This is a genomic window from Microvirga sp. RSM25 (assembly GCF_044784385.1).
GTDB classification, from domain to species: Bacteria; Pseudomonadota; Alphaproteobacteria; order Rhizobiales; family Beijerinckiaceae; genus Microvirga; species Microvirga tunisiensis.
Window position 1 is genome coordinate 2,154,337 of record NZ_CP173039.1, and the last position, 16,403, is coordinate 2,170,739.

A 16,403-nucleotide genomic window follows, 5' to 3' on the forward strand; every position below is an offset into this window, starting at 1 on the left:
TCTAAACCTCTTTCGCAGGCGCAGTTTCAGGCATGACCGGCGCGGCTGCCTTGTCCGCCGGCTTCCGCTCGCGCGTCACCAAACGAAAGAACAGCGGGACGAAGAGAATGGCCAGGAAGGTCGCGGCCAGCATACCGCCGATGACGCCGGTACCAACCGAGTGACGGCTTGCCGAGCCTGCACCCGTCGAGACTGCAAGCGGCACGACACCGAGGATGAAGGCGAGAGAGGTCATCACGATGGGGCGGAACCGAAGACGAGCCGCATCCAAGGCCGCATCATAGACGGTTTCCCCTGCCCTGTAGCGCTCGGCCGCGAACTCAACGATCAGGATCGCATTCTTGGCTGCCAACCCGATGAGGGTGACAAGTCCGACCTGAAAATAGATATCGTTCTCGATCCCGCGGAGCCAGATGGCGAGGATGGCGCCGAAGACGGCGAAGGGCACGGCCGTGATGACGGCGAACGGCAGGGACCAGCGCTCGTATTGCGCGGCCAGGATCAGGAACACCATCACGAGACCTAGGAGGAAACCCTGCGACCCGGTTCCCGCCGATTGCAGCTCTTGATAGGCCGATCCCGTCCAGCCGATGGAGTAGTCGGAGGACAGGTTTTGCGACACCACCTGCTCGATTGCGGCAATCGCTTGCCCCGAGGAGTAGCCTGGAGCCGGATTGCCCTGGATCTTGGCCGCGGGGAACACATTGAATCGATCGACGACATCCGGCCCGACGATGCGGGAGGTGGACAGGAGAACATTGAGCGGAACCATGTTGCCTTTGTCAGAGCGGACGAACACGTGTTGCAGATCGTTGGGCGTCATTCGGAACTCGGGCTCGGAGGAGAGGCTCACCCGATAGGTCCGTCCGAACAGGCCGAAATCGTTGACGTAAAGGCTGCCGAACGTGCTCTGCATCGTGTCGAAGATGGCCGAGATCGGGACGCCGAGCGCCTTTGCCTTATCGCGGTCGACGTCGATCCGGTACTGCGGCACGTTCGTGTTGAAGGTCGTGGAGACGCCCGAGAGCTCCGGCCGCTGTCTTGCGGCCTGGATCACCTGCTGCGCCGCCTGGGAAAGGCTCTCGAGAGAACCGCCCGACCTGTCCTGCAGGTAGAACTCGAAGCCGCCGGTCGTGCTCATTCCCGTGATCGGTGGCGGGTTGAAGCCGAAGACGACTCCGTCACGGAAATAGACGTTGAGAGCCGCGAAAGCCGGAGCGAGATTGCGCACGTCGAGCCGCGGGTCCGTCCGCTTCGACCAATCCGTGAGGGTCACGAAAGACACCCCGGCACTGGTCTTCTGAGCGCCGGACAGGAGATCGAACCCGGCAATGGTCACCACGTCGGCGACGGCGGGATTGCGTTTGAGCTCCTCGCTCACCTTTGCGGTGATGTCGAGGGTGCGGTCGAGGGAGGCTGCAGGCGGCAGCGCCGTCACGACGAAGACGTTTCCCAGATCCTCCGCCGGCACGAGGCCGCCCGGCACCCGCTCGAACAGCAACCAGGTTACCCCGAGCATTCCGCCTATGAGAACAAGGGCTATCAAAGCGTGGCGCAGGAAAAAGGCGGTGCCGGAGGTAAAGGTGCGCGTCACCCAGTCGAAGCCGCGGTTGAAGATGCGAAACGGCAGCCACGGTTCGCTGTGTCCCTCCTTGAGGAGGAGCGCACACAGGGCGGGAGTCAACGTGAGCGCCACGATACCGGAAATCACCACCGATACCGCAATAGTCACGGCAAACTGGCGATAGAGTTCGCCGGCCAGACCGCCGAGGAAGGACACGGGGATGAACACGGCGCAGAGAACGAGTACGACGGCGATGACGGGACCGCTCACTTCCTGCATGGCCTGGATGGCGGCCCCCCGTGGCGGCTTATGCTCCGTCGACATGATGCGCTCGACATTTTCCAGCACGATGATGGCATCGTCGACCACGATCCCGATGGCCAGGATGAGGCCAAAGAGAGTGAGGAGGTTGACTGAGAATCCCAGCGCATACATGCCGGCAAAGGTGCCGACGATGGACACCGGCACGGCCAAAAGCGGGATCAAGGTCGCGCGCCAGTTCTGCAGGAAGAGAAAGACCACGATCACGACCAGCACGATGGCTTCGATGAAGGTCTTGACGACCTCCTCGATGGAGACCTGGATGAACTTCGTCGTGTTGTAGGGCACGTCGTAGCGCAGGCCGTCGGGGAAACGCTGGGCGAGCCGGCTCATCGCCGCATCGACGGCTCCCGAGACGTCGAGAGCGTTGGCGCCAGGCTGAAGATAGACCCCGATCGGCACCGTCGGGGCCCCGTTCAGGGTCGATATTGTGGAGTAGTTGAGAGACCCGAGTTCGACCCGCGCGACGTCCTTCAGCCGCAGCGCGCCGCCGTTCTCGTCGGAGCGCAGGACGATCTGTTCGAACTCGCGCGGGTCTGCGAACCGTCCCTGGGTCGTGACCGAATAGGTGAAGGCCTGCCGGCTTGGCGTCGGCTCTTCCGCAAAGCGCCCGGCCGCGAATTGCGCGTTCTGGTCGCGGATGGCGGCGGCAACGTCACCGGGCGTCAGATTGTACTGCGCGACCTTGTCGGGCCGGAGCCAGATGCGCATGGAATAGTCCGAGGCCCCGAAGAGCGACGCGTCGCCGACCCCGGGCGTGCGGCGCAGCTCGTCGATGATGTTGATGAGCGCGTAATTGGAAATGTAGATCGTGTCGTAACGCCGGTCGGGTGAGGACAGGGCTACGATCTGCAGGATCGAGGACGATCGCTTGGTTACCGTCACACCCTGCCGCCGCACCTCCTCGGGCAGAACGGCCGTCGCACGTTGGACACGGTTGTTGACGTTGATGGTTGCTTGGTCGGCGTTCGTCCCGGTCTGGAAGTACACCGACAGGCTCATGGTCCCCGAACCGGTGGAGGTCGATTGCATGTAGATCATGTCCTCGACCCCATTGACCTGCTGCTCCAAGGGAGCGGCGACGGTTTCGGCAATGGTCTCGGCGCTCGCTCCCGGATAGGTGGCCGACACCACGACCTGAGGCGGGACGATTTCGGGATATTGCGCAACGGGCAGAACCCGCATTGCGATCAGGCCGATGAGCACGATGGCGATGGAAAGGACCGACGCGAAGATCGGGCGGTCTATGAAGAACTTCGAGATCATGGCCGGGCCCCAGGTGCGGAGACGTTTGGGGTGCCTGTGGTCTGCGCGGCCTTGGGATCCATCGGCACCGGCCTGACGGGCTGGCCCGGACGGACGCGGATCACGCCGTCGACGACCACCCTGTCGCCACCCTTCAGCCCCTCACTTGCGACCCAGCCCGCCGCCAGTTCGGGTCCCAGGCGGATCGGGCGCGCCTGAGCGATGTCGTTCTCGCCGAGCACATAGACCAGTGGCCCCTGGGGCCCCTGGCTCACCGCTTGCTGTGGAACGACGATCGTATTAGGCAGGGTGATGCCGATGAGGCGCACTCTGACGAACTGGCCCGGCAGCAACAGGCCATCCGGATTCGGGAAGATCGCTCGCGCCTGAATCGTTCCGGTCTGCAGATCGACCCGCTGGGCGGCCGTATCGATCCTGCCGACCTGCGGGTACTTCGCCTGCCGGGCATATTGCAGCTCGACGGTCAGATCCTTTTCCGAGATCGGCTTCTCTCGCCGCTCGTTCAGGGCACGGAAGGCCCTGCCCTCCTCGTCGGTGAAGGAAAAGTTCACATAAGCCGGATCGATCTGCGAGATGGTTGTCAGAAGCGTCTGCTGCGCCTGGATGAGTGCGCCGATGGGCGGCGACTCCAAAGCCGTGATCCCGGTCCCGGGCGCCGTCACGGTCGTGTAGCTCAAGTTCAGCTTCGCGTTCTGAATCTCGGCCTCGGCGAGTTGGACGCCAGCCCGAGCCTGGTCCCGCTGGGAGCGCGCATCCTCGAGCTGTGCCTCTGTCGAGACGCCGCGGCGGACAAGCTGTTCGATCCGGTTGAAATTTTCCTCCGCCTGGCGAACGGCCGCTTGGGCCTGCAGCAACTGGGCTTCCACCCGACTCACCGCGACCTCGTAGGATGCCGGATCGATCCGGAAAAGCACCTGATCCTGCGTGACCCGCGCCCCCTCCTCAAATTCGCGCTTGAGCAGAAGGCCGCCGACGCGCGCGCGGACTTCAATATCGCGAAAGCCGGAGACGCGGCCGGCATACTCCACCGGATAGGGCACCTCGGCGGGTTGGACCACCATGATCCCGACCTGAGGCGTCGGCAGCGCGGAAGCCGCCGTCTGCCGCGTTGACGTCTCTCGGGGCGAACGGAACATGAAGAAGTAGACGCCTGCAGCGAGAACCAGACCGGCCACGGCGATGAGGAGGATGCGCTTGACCACTTTGCCCTCCGGATCCTTTGGGACGAACTGCCCCGTCGAAGGGGCTGGCCTTCATCGGCGCATCACGGGGGAACGGCAGGCCGCAGATCTCCACCCTTAGGGCATGAACATCTTGACCGTGCGCGGGTTCCGCGACGGACCGGGCTGCTTCCATGCCGCCTGCGGCAAATTAACTTGTGTTAACAAATTCTGCCGTTGTGTCGGGTTTCTGACAGACGAACAGCTGCGCTCCGGTATCATTCGCCCCAAACACAGAATGAACAAATCGCAGGGGGCACCATCATGGCCATCCGTACGCCGTCCGCTTCTTCATAGAAGGCAGCGGGCTGCGCCGGACCATGGAGTGCTTGATGAAGAGCAAGAAGAGAAGGCCCATTGCTTCTGAGCCTCGCCGGACAGCCAAGCTTGAGCGCGAGCTCAAAGCCATCGAAGCTCAAATTGCATTATTGGAAAAAGACACCAGCCTGGATCTCGCCGCTCAGGACCATTTCGTCCTGTGGAGACGGCCGAACCTCTTTGCGCCCTGGCCGTTAGGCCTTCAGCATTAGGCAGGATCCCTTCACCCTTCAGCGCCGGAACATCTTCGTTCGACGTTGAATCACGCCCTAACTGAACCCAGAGAGCGAACGATGACCACGCGAAAATTCAATCAGACGCCTCCCGACAAGGCGCGGGATCTCTTCGAGAAACTTCTTGCAACCTCTGATAGTGCCATCAAAACCCGTGAGCGTCTGTTCGCGGATCTGCAGGAGGAGTTGACGCTGCTGGCGACCCTTCAGGAGCAGCATCTCCTGCCGGTCCTTCGACGGCATGGGATGGAGGACCTTGTCCGGCAAGTCCTCGACGACAATGTGGAGACCACTGCGCTTCTGACCGATCTCGAGCGCATGCCGAAGAACAATGGTGAGTTTCTCGCCAAGGTGGCGGAACTGAGAAGAGTGTTCCAGCAGCATATTCGCGATGACAGGAAGGAACTCCTCCCGGCCGTGCTCAAGGTTCTAAGCGACGACGAAGCGGAAGCTGTTGTCGAGAAGGTGGAGGATGAAATGGCCGCGATCGACGAAACGAAACGGTTTGAGGCGCGCCGTGCCCGCGAGCAGATCGATACGGTCCAGCGGGTAGCCGACGATCTCGGCGAAACCGTGCGGGCAGGGACGGAGAACGCCCAAAACATTGCCCAATCGATGCAGCAGGTCGTGCAGAACAGCTTCGGCGTATTTTCTGAATTGGCCCGCCGCTCGACAGGTCAGGCCATGCAGATGTTCGGTCGCTCCGATGGAGAGGGCCGCGGGCTCACCGATCAAGCCTCGGAAAGCCTGAAGACCGTGGCTCAATCCAACACTGTCCTGGTGCGAGGCTTTCAGGACGTGTCGCGGGAATGGTTTGAGCTGAGCCAGAAGCGACTGCAGACAAATCTGGAAGGGTTGAACGCCCTCGCCCGCTGCCGGACCATGAACGACTTCGTTGCGGTTCAAAGCTCCCTCATCCGAGACAATCTGGAGCAGACCGTCGACAACAGCCGGCGCATGGCCGAACTCACAATGCAGCTGGCGGACGAAGCTGCCCGGACTGCGACAGTCGAGGTGAAACACCTCGCAGAGCGGGTCAGCCGAGCAGCTTAAATCCCAACCGACGTTGTGCCCCTGGCTTCCAGCCAGGGGCCCATGACGCCCCGTGGCGATCCGGTCAGTGCTGTTTCTCCGAACGATTCAGGGCGATTGTCCAGCGGTGCGGCCAGAAAGCCAGGACCGCCACGATGAACGTGAGCAGGAGGAGAGCCACCATCACCTGAGCCACTCCGAAGATCGGAGCGTCTTTGGCGACAAACCAACTCGTGACGACACCTGCTGCAAGCATCAATATCCGAACGATCCAGCTGATCATGAGCGCCTCCACGGCCCCTGCGCATAGTCCGAAGCTTCCTACAGATTAGCTGTCGAACCGGACGATCCTGTTGTAGGAATTCCATTCCATCGTTTGACCGGAGTCAATTTCGGTCCGGTCAGGTCCTTGAACAATTCTTTCAGAATTCGGGCAGTCCCTACCGATACAAGGCCAAGCTGCCCCATCCTTACCAAAGTGATGATCTTAACTTGTGTTAACCGCTCGAAGGAAGCTCACGCCGCCAGAATATCATCGGAGGACGCTATGGCCACACACGTCGAGCATTCCCGTCGCCAGAAGGCACCGAACAGAAATCGAGTCTACTCCCCGGACATTCTGCCTCTGCTCCAGACCGTTCTGGCCGATCTCGCCGATATCGATATCGCCTTCGAGAAGAGCCTCGAGACCATCAAGCACAGCCCGGCCGATGAAGAGCGCAAGAGCGAGATGATCGCAAGTCTTTGGCGCCAGCACCGGGAGCAGCGGGCGCCCTACATTCAGGAACTCGCAGCCCTGCGGGAGCGGATCGAGACGACATTCATCTGAGAAAGGCTACGACGCTGCTCCTGGGGGGCGCAAGTTTCTACCGGGCGAGCACACGTGCGGCGTTCTTCGTCGTATCAACGGCCAGGGACACCTTTCCGACTGCCGCCGATATGGTTCCGATATTGCCGGCAATGCGTGTCACGGCATGGGACGCATCCTGCATGTTGGAGGACATTTCCTGTGTGACAGCACTCTGCTGTTCGACGGCAGATGCCGCTCCCACTACGTGATTCCGCATGGTTTCAACGGAATTGCGGATTTTCGTGAGCGCCTCGACAACTCCGCTCGATACGCTACGAACGGCATCGATTTCCGTTGAGATTTGCTCGGTCGCTCGGGCCGCCTGCGACGCCAGGTTCTTCACTTCGCTTGCGACCACCGCGAACCCCCTGCCAGCCTCACCCGCTCGGGCGGATTCGATTGTCGCGTTCAGGGCCAAGAGGTTGATCTGCCCGGCGATGCTCTGAATGAGGCTGATGATGCCTCCCATCGCCTCTGCAGCAGAAGAGAGTTTGTCCGTGTATTCGTTCGCGCTTTTCGCCTCGGCGAAAGCAATATCGGTCGCCACGCGAGAGGTGGCCATGCTCTGCGCGATTTCTCTCACCGAGGCGGCCAACTCCTCGGCCGCAGATGCCATCATCTGAACATTGCTGGAAGTGGCGGTTGCTGCCTGGCTCGCGGAGCTCGCCTCCTGGGTGGATTGGCCGACAGCCGCATCGATCTCGCCAAAATTGGTCTCGATCATGCACCTGAGATTGATCAGAAGACCGACCTGCTGCGTCACATCGGTTGCATATTTCACGACCTTGTAGGGACGCCCGCTCGCATCGAGGATAGGATTGTAGCTGGCCCCGATCCAGATCTCGCGCCCGCCCTTGCCGATCCGCTTGTACTGGGCCGCCTGGAACTCGCCGTTCTTGAGCCGGCACCAGAACTCAAGATATTCCGGACTGGTCCGCATTCCTGGCTCGACGAACATGCTGTGATGCTTGCCCCGGATCTCCGGAAGGGAGTACCCGACCGCCGCAAGAAAATTCGCGTTCGCGTCGAAAATATTTCCGTCGAGATCGAATGAGATGACAGCCTGCGATTTTCCAATCGCCTCGACTTGTCCCTTCAGCTCCGCCTGTTCCTCCATCTGCGTGGTGATGTCCGTTGCGAACTTGACGATGTTGAACGGCTTGCCGTCGCGGCCGAGCAGAGGGTTGTAGCTCGCCTCAATTCAGACTTCCCTGCCACCCTTACCGAGGCGCTTGTAGCGAGCCGCCTGATACTCTCCAGTCTTCAGTCTTCTCCAGAACTCCGCATAGGCAGCCGTTTCGCGAAACGCTGACTCGACGAACATGCTGTGATGTTTGCCTTGAATTTCCGGAAGGGAGTAGCCCACTGTGCGGAGAAAGTTCTCATTCGCCGCTATGATTGATCCATCGAGATTAAATTCAATAACAGCTTGGGCCTTATCGAGTGCTTCAAGTTTAGCTTTGACTTCAAGCTGCGACTGAGACAATAAACCCAACATGGATCGACTCCGGCACCCAGGACGAGACGAAAATAACAACAAGGTTCCGCATATATTTCCACGTCATGGTGGAGCCAAAATCATAATAAGCTGTAAAGTGAACAACTAAGTATTTGTGCTTACCAGTTTTTGCATCTTCTACTGAAACGAAGACGCAATATATCGTTGTCGACCCGCCGCTTGCTCTGCTGAGACGGACTTATGAGATGATGACGAGAGTGCCTTGCGCTGCTGTTGGGACGCCAAGCCTCGTACCTTCAGCATGACCATTATGTGGACGAAATTGGAAACGATCCTTCGATCGAGCGCAACGCGCAAAGCGACGGTCTCTGTCAGATGTGGCAGTCCTCGTCTCTTGAATGAAATCCAAGGCCCGGGAGGTTGATATGCCGGCTCGTACATCCTCCACACCCAAGGGGAACCAAACCTCCAAGTCTCAACCGGCCATACTGCCGACTTTGACAGCCACTGCGGAAACAGCAACCGTTCCGATCTCAGCACCATCAGCTTCCCCGGCGCCTTGGGATGATGCCGAACTCCATCAGCTCCGAGATGCCCTCGATCACACCGCACACGCCGGCCTTGCTCGCCTCACCGCCGGCCTGTCGCCCGCGGCCATCGTCGATGCGTTCATGGACTGGGCTGTCCATCTGGCCATCTCTCCCGGCAAGCAGGTCGAACTCGCCACCAGGGGCGCGCGCAAATGGGCGCGGCTGACGCAATTCGCTTCCCGTTGTGCCCTTGTTGGCGGCACCGGTGATCCGTGCATCGAACCGCTTCCTCAGGACCGCCGCTTTGCGGAACGGGAGTGGTCGCAGTGGCCCTTCAACCTCGTCCAACAGAGCTTCCTGCTGCAGCAGCAATGGTGGGAAAACGCCACGACAGGCGTCGACGGCGTAACCAAGCAGCATCAGGCCGTCGTCGAGTTCATGACGCGCCAGATCGTCGACATGGCTTCCCCGTCGAACTTCATCGCCACGAACCCGGTTGTGCAGAGGCGCATTCTGGAAACGGGCGGGCAGAACCTCGTTCACGGGCTTCGCAATTTCCTGGACGATTGGGAGCGGATCGTCCGTTCGAAGCCTCCGGCCGGCACCGAGGCCTTCCGACCCGGCCGCAATGTGGCCGTGACGCCCGGCAAGGTGATCTATCACAATAACCTTATCGAACTGATCCAGTACAACCCAACGACCGAGGAGGTCCGACCAGAACCGATCCTGATCGTGCCAGCCTGGATCATGAAGTACTACATCCTGGATCTTTCCCCTGGTAACTCACTGGTTCGTTATCTCACCGACCAGGGTTTCACGGTGTTCATCATTTCCTGGAAGAATCCGACCGCCGAAGACCGGGAACTCGGTCTCGACGATTACCGGGAGCTCGGAGTGATGGCGGCGCTCGATGCGGTCAATGCCGTCTTGCCCGATCGAAAAGTCCATGCGGTCGGCTACTGCCTCGGCGGCACACTTCTCTCGATCGCGGCGGCCGCCATGGCGCGGGACGGCGACCAGCGCCTGACAACCCTGTCACTCCTGGCGGCACAGAATGATTTCCGCGAAGCCGGGGAGCTCTCTCTCTTCATCAACGAGAGCCAGCTTCACTTTCTCGAAGACCTGATGCGCAGCCAGGGCTATCTCGACACCCGGCAGATGGCCGGCGCCTTTCAGCTTCTGCGCTCGAATGACCTGATCTGGTCGCGCCTGATCCGGCACTACCTGATGGGTGAGCGCACGCCCTTGAACGATATCATGGCTTGGAATGCCGATGCGACACGCATGCCCTATCGCATGCATGCGGATTACCTGCGGCAGCTCTTTCTCAACAATGATCTGGCCGAAGGACGTTTCCAGGTCGACGGACGCCCCGTCGCCGTAAGCGACATTCGTGTCCCGATCTTCGCGGTCGGCACGGAGCGGGATCACGTGGCGCCGTGGCGCTCCACGTTCAAAATCCATTTACTGGCCGACACCGACGTGACATTCCTTCTCACGACCGGTGGTCACAATGCTGGCATTGTCGCCGATCCGAGCAGGGCTGGAGGAAGCTTTCAGGTGCTGACACGATCCGCGGTCGGTCATTACCTGGATCCCGACACCTGGATCAAGATCGCGCCGCGCTTCGAGGGCTCATGGTGGCCGGAATGGACGCGATGGCTGGTTTCGCATTCCGGCGAACTCACGAAACCACCGGCAGTGGGAGCACCGGCACGAGGCTATCCTGCCCTCTGCGACGCGCCCGGCACCTATGTGCTGCAAGCCTGATACGGCACTCCTTCTGAGCGCAATCGATGATCGCGATATGCTACCGGCGTTTTAGCTCTGCATCCGCCGGTATAGGGTGCTGCGGCTGACACCAAGCTGACGGGCTGCGAGCGAGACATTGCCCTTGGCGGCCCGAAGCGCATCCAGCATGGCCGTAGCCGTAATGGCTTCCAGGGTCGACAGCGCCCTTTCACGAGGAGACGGGTTCTTCTCAGCGATCGTGACGCCAAAGCGCACATCCGCCGGCAGCGCGTCGACCGTGAGCGTCTCACCCGGCTCGCAGAGTGCCAGCATCGCTCGAAGGCAGCCGACGAGCTGACGGAAATTGCCCGGCCATTCATAATTCACCAGTTGCGCGCGGCACTCTTGCGCCAGGGCAATTCGCTGTGTCCTTGCTCCAAGGGAATCCCACAGTTCGTCGACCAGTTGCGCGCGATCCGAGCGGTGGCGAAGTGGTGACAGCTCGAACGTATATTGCGCGATGCGGAAATAGAGATCCGAGCGGAATGTCCCCGCCTGGACGAGGTCCCACAGGTTCCGGTTCGTGGCACAGACCAGCATGAAATCGACGGGAATGGCCCGCCCACCACCCAGCGGGACGACCTCCCGCTCCTGCAAGGCGCGCAGGAGCTTCGTCTGCAGGGTGAGCGGCATGTCGCCGATCTCGTCGAGGAACAAAACGCCGCCAGCGGCCTCACGGAGATAGCCCTTCGATCCGCCGGGCCGAGCTCCTGTGAACGCACCGGCCTGATAGCCGAAAAGTTCGGCCTCCATCAGTGTTTCGGGCAGAGCCGCACAATTGACCGCGATCAACGGCTTGTCCGAGCGCGCGCTTCTCGCATGGACGGCGCGGGCGAAGATCTCTTTTCCGGTTCCCGTTTCGCCACGGATGAGAACCGGCACCGCTGCATCGAGCAGCCGGACGGCGCGCGCAATGGCTTGTGCCGTTTCAAGGTCGAAGATCGGTCTTGGGACTGCGGGCGGAACAGGTCGTGCAATCCGCTTGGCCGGTGCGGGAACTTTCCTGAACCCATCGAGGCGCCCCACAAGCTTGGTGCCGTTCTCCCGCTTGAGGCTGCCGCTATCGGCCAGGGCGGCAAGCCGGTCGCGGAACAGGTCCGTCCACGAGGCCTCGCCGATCGCATCGAACCGTCGTCCGATAAGCGCCAAGCCATGCCGGTTGGCCGCTTTGAGCCGCCCATCCTCGAACACCAGGATCCCTTCCCGCGAGGTCCCGAGCATGGCTGGATCCACATGGAGTCGCACAACGTCGGCGCCTTCAAAATCCTGTTCGAAGAGCCGATGCTCGATCTGTTCGGCCGCCATCTTCACGAGGCCGAGCGCATGCGCATGATGCGTCTCGGCCGGACCCGACAGGTCCAGGACGCCCAACACATTTCCCTGCGGGCCGATGATCGGAATGGCGGAGCAGCTCAGGATCCGGTTGCATTCGAGATAATGCTCCGCGCCGCGCACTTCGATGGGGCATCCCTCGGCAAGCGACGTTCCGATCGCATTCGTTCCCGCGAACTGCTCGCTCCAGGGGACGCCCGGCCGCAGGGCGACTCGAGCCGCCCGTTCCGCAAAATCGAGACTCCCGATGGTGTCCAGCACGAGGCCGGAGGCATTGGTGAGGATGACGATACTGTCCGTGGCTTGAGCATCCGCATAGAGCGCTTCGACCTCCGGCCGGCAGAGGCGCTTGAAAGCCTCCGCCTCGTCAGCCGTGAGCGCGAATTCGTAAGCCGTCAGGGGCTCCGGGAGCGAGTTGGCCCTGCCCTCGAGGCCGAGTGCCTGACAGCGGGTCCAGGATCGGAGAATGGATTGCGGAATGAGCCCGCCGGGAACGGCCTTCTGCGAGAAGAAATACTGACGGGCATGCTGGATTGCATCTGGCGACAAGGGCGTCCTCCCATCCCGGTGTCGCAAATTGCAACAGGTGTTGCAGATGCGTTTCTTTCCGCGACAGGCTCCATGATAGGCGAAGCTAAGGCAAAAAGAAGTCGTCGGAAGAACAAGAAGCAAAGCCACGGCTCGGCTCGTTCCTTTTCAAGAACTTACCGCACTGCAAAAGCAAAGGGTCCTGGCATAGCAACGGGATGGCACGAAAATTGCAGAAGCCCGCTTGTTCATCCAGGGAGGAAACCAATGAACAAGCCTGAATTTCTGAGCGTCTCGCATGCGCCGTTCAAGGACCGTTACGGCAATTTCATCGGCGGGCAGTGGGTCGAGCCGGTCAACGGCCGCTATTTCGAGAACACCTCTCCCATCACCGGGAAAGTTGTCTGCGAGATTGCCCGCTCCGACAAGGACGATGTCGAGAAGGCTCTCGACGCGGCGCATGACGCCAAGGACGCCTGGGGCAAGACCGCTCCGGCTGAGCGATCCCGCATCCTCAACGAGATCGCGAACCGGATGGAAGCGAATCTCGATACCCTCGCCTTGGCGGAAACCTGGGACAACGGCAAGCCGATCCGCGAGACGACGGCAGCCGACATACCACTCGCCATCGACCATTTCCGGTATTTCGCCGCCTGCATCAGGGCTCAGGAAGGCTCGGTCGCGGAGATCGATCACGATACCGTCGCCTATCACTTCCACGAGCCACTCGGCGTCGTCGGGCAGATCATTCCCTGGAACTTCCCGATCCTGATGGCGACGTGGAAGCTCGCACCCGCTCTCGCCGCCGGCAATTGCGTCGTCCTCAAGCCTGCCGAGCAGACGCCAGCCTCGATCCTGCTTTGGGCCGAACTGGTCGGAGATCTGCTGCCGCCCGGCGTCCTCAACATCGTCAATGGCTATGGCCTCGAAGCCGGCAAGCCGCTGGCCTCCAGCTCGCGCATCGCCAAGATCGCGTTCACTGGTGAGACCACCACCGGCCGCCTGATCATGCAATATGCGAGCCAGAACCTGATCCCGGTGACGCTCGAACTCGGTGGCAAGTCGCCCAACATCTTCTTCAGCGACGTGACGGCGGAGGATGACGATTACCTGGACAAGGCCATCGAAGGTTTCGTGATGTTCGCCCTGAACCAGGGCGAGGTCTGCACCTGCCCGAGCCGCGCACTCATCCAGGAATCGATCTACGACCGCTTCATGGAAAAGGCCATCAAGCGCGTCGAGGCGATCAAGCAGGGAAGCCCGCTCGACCCATCGACCATGATCGGCGCTCAGGCTTCCAGCGAACAGCTGGAAAAGATCCTCAGCTACATCGATATCGGCAAGCAGGAAGGCGCCGAGGTGCTGACGGGCGGTGAGCGCAACAACCTGCCGGGCGAACTGGCCGGCGGCTATTACGTGAAGCCCACCGTGTTCCGTGGTCACAACAAAATGCGCGTGTTCCAAGAGGAGATCTTCGGGCCGGTCGTCTCCGTCACGACCTTCAAGGACGAGGACGACGCCCTGTCGATTGCCAACGACACCCTCTATGGACTCGGCGCCGGCGTGTGGACCCGCAACGGCCATCGTGCCTACCGCTTCGGACGCGCCATCCAGGCGGGCCGCGTCTGGACGAACTGCTATCATGCCTATCCGGCCCATGCGGCCTTCGGCGGTTACAAGCAGTCGGGCATCGGTCGCGAGACGCACAAGATGATGCTCGATCACTATCAGCAGACCAAGAACCTGCTGGTCAGCTACAGCAGCAAGGCCCTCGGCTTCTTCTGATAACGCCGATGGACCGGAGTGCGATTGCCGTGCTCCGGTCTCCATTCTCCGGAGATGTCACATGAACGGCGATATTCTGCGCGTGACGGCGACGCCTGCCGCGCTCGATCTGATCGCGACCTTGCAGAGCGAGTATGGCCCGGTTCTGTTTCACCAATCCGGCGGCTGCTGCGATGGATCCTCGCCCATGTGCTATCCGCAGGGCGACTACATTCTCGGGGACGAGGACGTACTCCTCGGCACCATCGGCGGGGCGCCGTTCCATATGAGCCCGTCACAATACGAATACTGGAAGCACACCCAGCTGATCATCGACGTGGTGCCCGGCAAGGGCGGCATGTTCTCCCTCGAGAACGGCCGCGGCGTCCGTTTCCTGACCCGGTCACGCCTCTTCACGGACGAGGAGGCGGCAGCCCTCAACCTGAGGAGGTCACCAGTCTGAACATCAGCTCTTCGGGAGAATGGCGACTCCGGTAGGGCTCGAACCTACGACCTGCCGCTTAGAAGGCGGCTGCTCTATCCAGCTGAGCTACGGAGCCATCCGGCCGAGGGCCCCAGCCTAGTGGGTCCAGGGGCCGACGCGGTTGAACTTGAAATTGTCGGAGTAGGAAATCGTCCGCCGCTTGACCTCTTGCGGTTCCTCGACCCGGTAGGCGATGCGCTCGCGCTCGGCGTAGGCGATTGCCTCTTCCTTCGTGTCGAACCACAGGCGGAGCTGCTGACGGGTATCGCCCGAGCTCGTCCAGCCCATGAGGGCCTCGATCTCGCGGGGCTTGTCCTGCTCAAAAACGAGAAGCCACTGCTTGGTCCGGGCCATTCCGGACTGCATTGCGGACTTGGCGGGCTTGTAGATCCGTGCAGGCATTGGTTTTGGACTCTCTCCAAGACTCATCCGGTGAAGATGGTCGGGGCGGCAGGATTTGAACCCGCGACCCTCTGCTCCCAAAGCAGATGCGCTACCAGACTGCGCTACACCCCGTTATCCTCAACAGCTTGGTTTCTCTAGCGATTTGAGAACCGATACGCAAGGCCCCCGGTTCCGATTAGGGAACGAAAAGGAACCCATGGGACATTTGTGGAACCGAAAGTCCCAGGAAAAAGTCCCATGGATGTTCCAAATTTGTTCTAAGCATTTCAACTATGGCTCAAGATACCGTCGAACCGCGTCAACTCCTAATTTTGAAGCCGAATTCTGCCGCCTTCCAGAAGAAGGCCAGCAGAGAAGCGAACGCGAATATTAGATTCACCCCCCAGTGGAATTTGAGCAGGCGTCCGATCCAGCCGAATTTCTTGTCCTCACGCTGCTCGATATCGCGGAAGTACTCGTAAATTGGTCCAAACAATAGCATCAAACAAACCGAAAGAACGCCAATAAAGGTCGCCATTCTGGCATCAAGACTTTGCCATTTATCGATTCGATACATGATGAAAAGGACTACGCATAATCCTGCCGTCGGCAGAATGAGATACATGCGCTTTGCAATCGCTGCTTTAAGATCCAATATCGAGATTGATCGATCCGATCTTTTGACGTGTACGATAAACAACCTTTGTGTCTTTTGAGCTGCAACGGCCACGCCCACAAGAGCCGAAACAAGCAGAATGAAGTCAAAGGATAGGCTAAAGAATTTCGCCCATCCTTGGAGTGGTTCTATAGTCACAGCATACCCCCGTCGATTAGATTTGCGTCATAGGGGGTCTACGGAATGCGGCATCCTCTTCCTGTTGTTAAGGTTCACGCACCTATCGCGGGATTATAGTCAGTTATCGCGCATTCGAAATGTGGACCGTAAGCTGAGCGCAAACCTCCCTCATTGGTCTTCCTGAGGCGGATGAAGGATGTCCGCGTGGGCGTAGAGTGAGGACCGCAAACGAAACTAGATACGCGAGTTCCGGTCCTCACCTGGACAATCGGTCTAAGTGAGATTGGTACTCAGCTTGAGCATCCAGTCCGATAGTAAGGCCATTAGGAACAAGACACCGAGAGTAAATTGGACCAGGCGTTGGGATTGGCTCGTCATAGCCAAAAAGAACACTATAGTAGCAACGAGAATGTAGGAACCGTCGAAGACGGACTGCTGCCAAAGCAAAATGTATGCTCCGAGACTACAAATCGAAGCCCTTAGACTTCTTAGTGCAATTTGTCTTCGTGACGCGTATGCTTCTTTCAATTT

At 60.2% G+C, this 16,403-nt stretch carries 12 protein-coding genes, 2 tRNA genes and 1 pseudogene; 6 read left to right on the plus strand and 9 right to left on the minus strand.

The window, feature by feature from the left end:
* Position 1: 1 nt before the first annotated feature.
* A complete protein-coding gene (locus ACD578_RS10095; protein ID WP_404293775.1) occupies positions 2-3,148 on the minus strand; it encodes an efflux RND transporter permease subunit in 3,147 nt (1,048 codons plus the stop codon).
* Positions 3,148-4,353 carry an efflux RND transporter periplasmic adaptor subunit gene (locus ACD578_RS10100; RefSeq protein ID WP_404292741.1) on the minus strand — a complete coding sequence of 402 codons (1,206 nt, stop codon included), beginning with the start codon at positions 4,351-4,353 and terminating at the stop codon, positions 3,148-3,150. The genes ACD578_RS10095 and ACD578_RS10100 overlap by 1 nt, the downstream gene beginning before the upstream one ends.
* Before the next feature lie 350 nt (positions 4,354-4,703).
* On the opposite strand from ACD578_RS10100, the gene ACD578_RS10105 reads away from it, so the two are divergent.
* Together ACD578_RS10105 and ACD578_RS10110 are read left to right on the plus strand one after the other, a co-directional pair.
* Positions 4,704-4,901, plus strand: a complete 198-nt coding sequence (locus tag ACD578_RS10105) for a hypothetical protein (RefSeq protein WP_404292743.1) — start codon at positions 4,704-4,706, stop codon at positions 4,899-4,901.
* 81 nt (positions 4,902-4,982) lie between these two features.
* Positions 4,983-5,975 carry a phasin family protein gene (locus tag ACD578_RS10110; protein WP_404292745.1) on the plus strand — a complete coding sequence of 331 codons (993 nt, stop codon included), beginning with the start codon at positions 4,983-4,985 and terminating at the stop codon, positions 5,973-5,975.
* Between the two features lie 64 nt (positions 5,976-6,039).
* Here ACD578_RS10110 and ACD578_RS10115 read toward each other — a convergent pair whose 3' ends face one another.
* Positions 6,040-6,237: a hypothetical protein gene (locus tag ACD578_RS10115; RefSeq protein ID WP_404292747.1), complete on the minus strand. Its 198-nt coding sequence runs from the start codon at positions 6,235-6,237 to the stop codon at positions 6,040-6,042.
* A gap of 264 nt (positions 6,238-6,501) precedes the next feature.
* On the opposite strand from ACD578_RS10115, the gene ACD578_RS10120 reads away from it, so the two are divergent.
* A complete protein-coding gene (locus tag ACD578_RS10120) occupies positions 6,502-6,783 on the plus strand; it encodes a hypothetical protein (RefSeq protein WP_404292748.1) in 282 nt (93 codons plus the stop codon).
* Positions 6,784-6,820: 37 nt separating this feature from the next.
* Here the strand turns inward: ACD578_RS10120 and ACD578_RS10125 are convergent.
* Positions 6,821-8,302: pseudogene (locus tag ACD578_RS10125) on the minus strand (methyl-accepting chemotaxis protein).
* Between the two features lie 386 nt (positions 8,303-8,688).
* Here ACD578_RS10125 and ACD578_RS10130 point away from each other — a divergent pair.
* Complete coding sequence (locus ACD578_RS10130; RefSeq protein WP_404292749.1) at positions 8,689-10,563, plus strand: PHA/PHB synthase family protein; 1,875 nt, start codon at positions 8,689-8,691, stop codon at positions 10,561-10,563.
* A gap of 51 nt (positions 10,564-10,614) precedes the next feature.
* Here ACD578_RS10130 and ACD578_RS10135 read toward each other — a convergent pair whose 3' ends face one another.
* Positions 10,615-12,465, minus strand: a complete 1,851-nt coding sequence (locus tag ACD578_RS10135) for a sigma-54-dependent Fis family transcriptional regulator (protein WP_404292751.1) — start codon at positions 12,463-12,465, stop codon at positions 10,615-10,617.
* A gap of 246 nt (positions 12,466-12,711) precedes the next feature.
* Here ACD578_RS10135 and adh point away from each other — a divergent pair, with 246 nt between their 5' ends.
* Positions 12,712-14,229: an aldehyde dehydrogenase gene (gene adh / locus ACD578_RS10140; protein ID WP_404292753.1), complete on the plus strand. Its 1,518-nt coding sequence runs from the start codon at positions 12,712-12,714 to the stop codon at positions 14,227-14,229.
* A 61-nt stretch (positions 14,230-14,290) separates the two neighbouring features.
* Positions 14,291-14,671, plus strand: a complete 381-nt coding sequence (locus ACD578_RS10145; RefSeq protein WP_404292755.1) for a DUF779 domain-containing protein — start codon at positions 14,291-14,293, stop codon at positions 14,669-14,671.
* A gap of 20 nt (positions 14,672-14,691) precedes the next feature.
* On the opposite strand, the gene ACD578_RS10150 is transcribed toward ACD578_RS10145, so the two are convergent.
* The 4 genes from ACD578_RS10150 to ACD578_RS10165 form a co-directional block, all read right to left on the minus strand.
* Positions 14,692-14,768: transfer RNA gene (locus ACD578_RS10150), tRNA-Arg, on the minus strand.
* A 20-nt stretch (positions 14,769-14,788) separates the two neighbouring features.
* Complete coding sequence (locus tag ACD578_RS10155; protein WP_404292757.1) at positions 14,789-15,094, minus strand: ETC complex I subunit; 306 nt, start codon at positions 15,092-15,094, stop codon at positions 14,789-14,791.
* Positions 15,095-15,131: 37 nt separating this feature from the next.
* Positions 15,132-15,208: transfer RNA gene (locus ACD578_RS10160), tRNA-Pro, on the minus strand.
* A 187-nt stretch (positions 15,209-15,395) separates the two neighbouring features.
* Entirely contained in the window at positions 15,396-15,890 is a 495-nt protein-coding gene (locus tag ACD578_RS10165; RefSeq protein WP_404292759.1) for a hypothetical protein, read from the minus strand.
* Positions 15,891-16,403 lie beyond the last annotated feature (513 nt).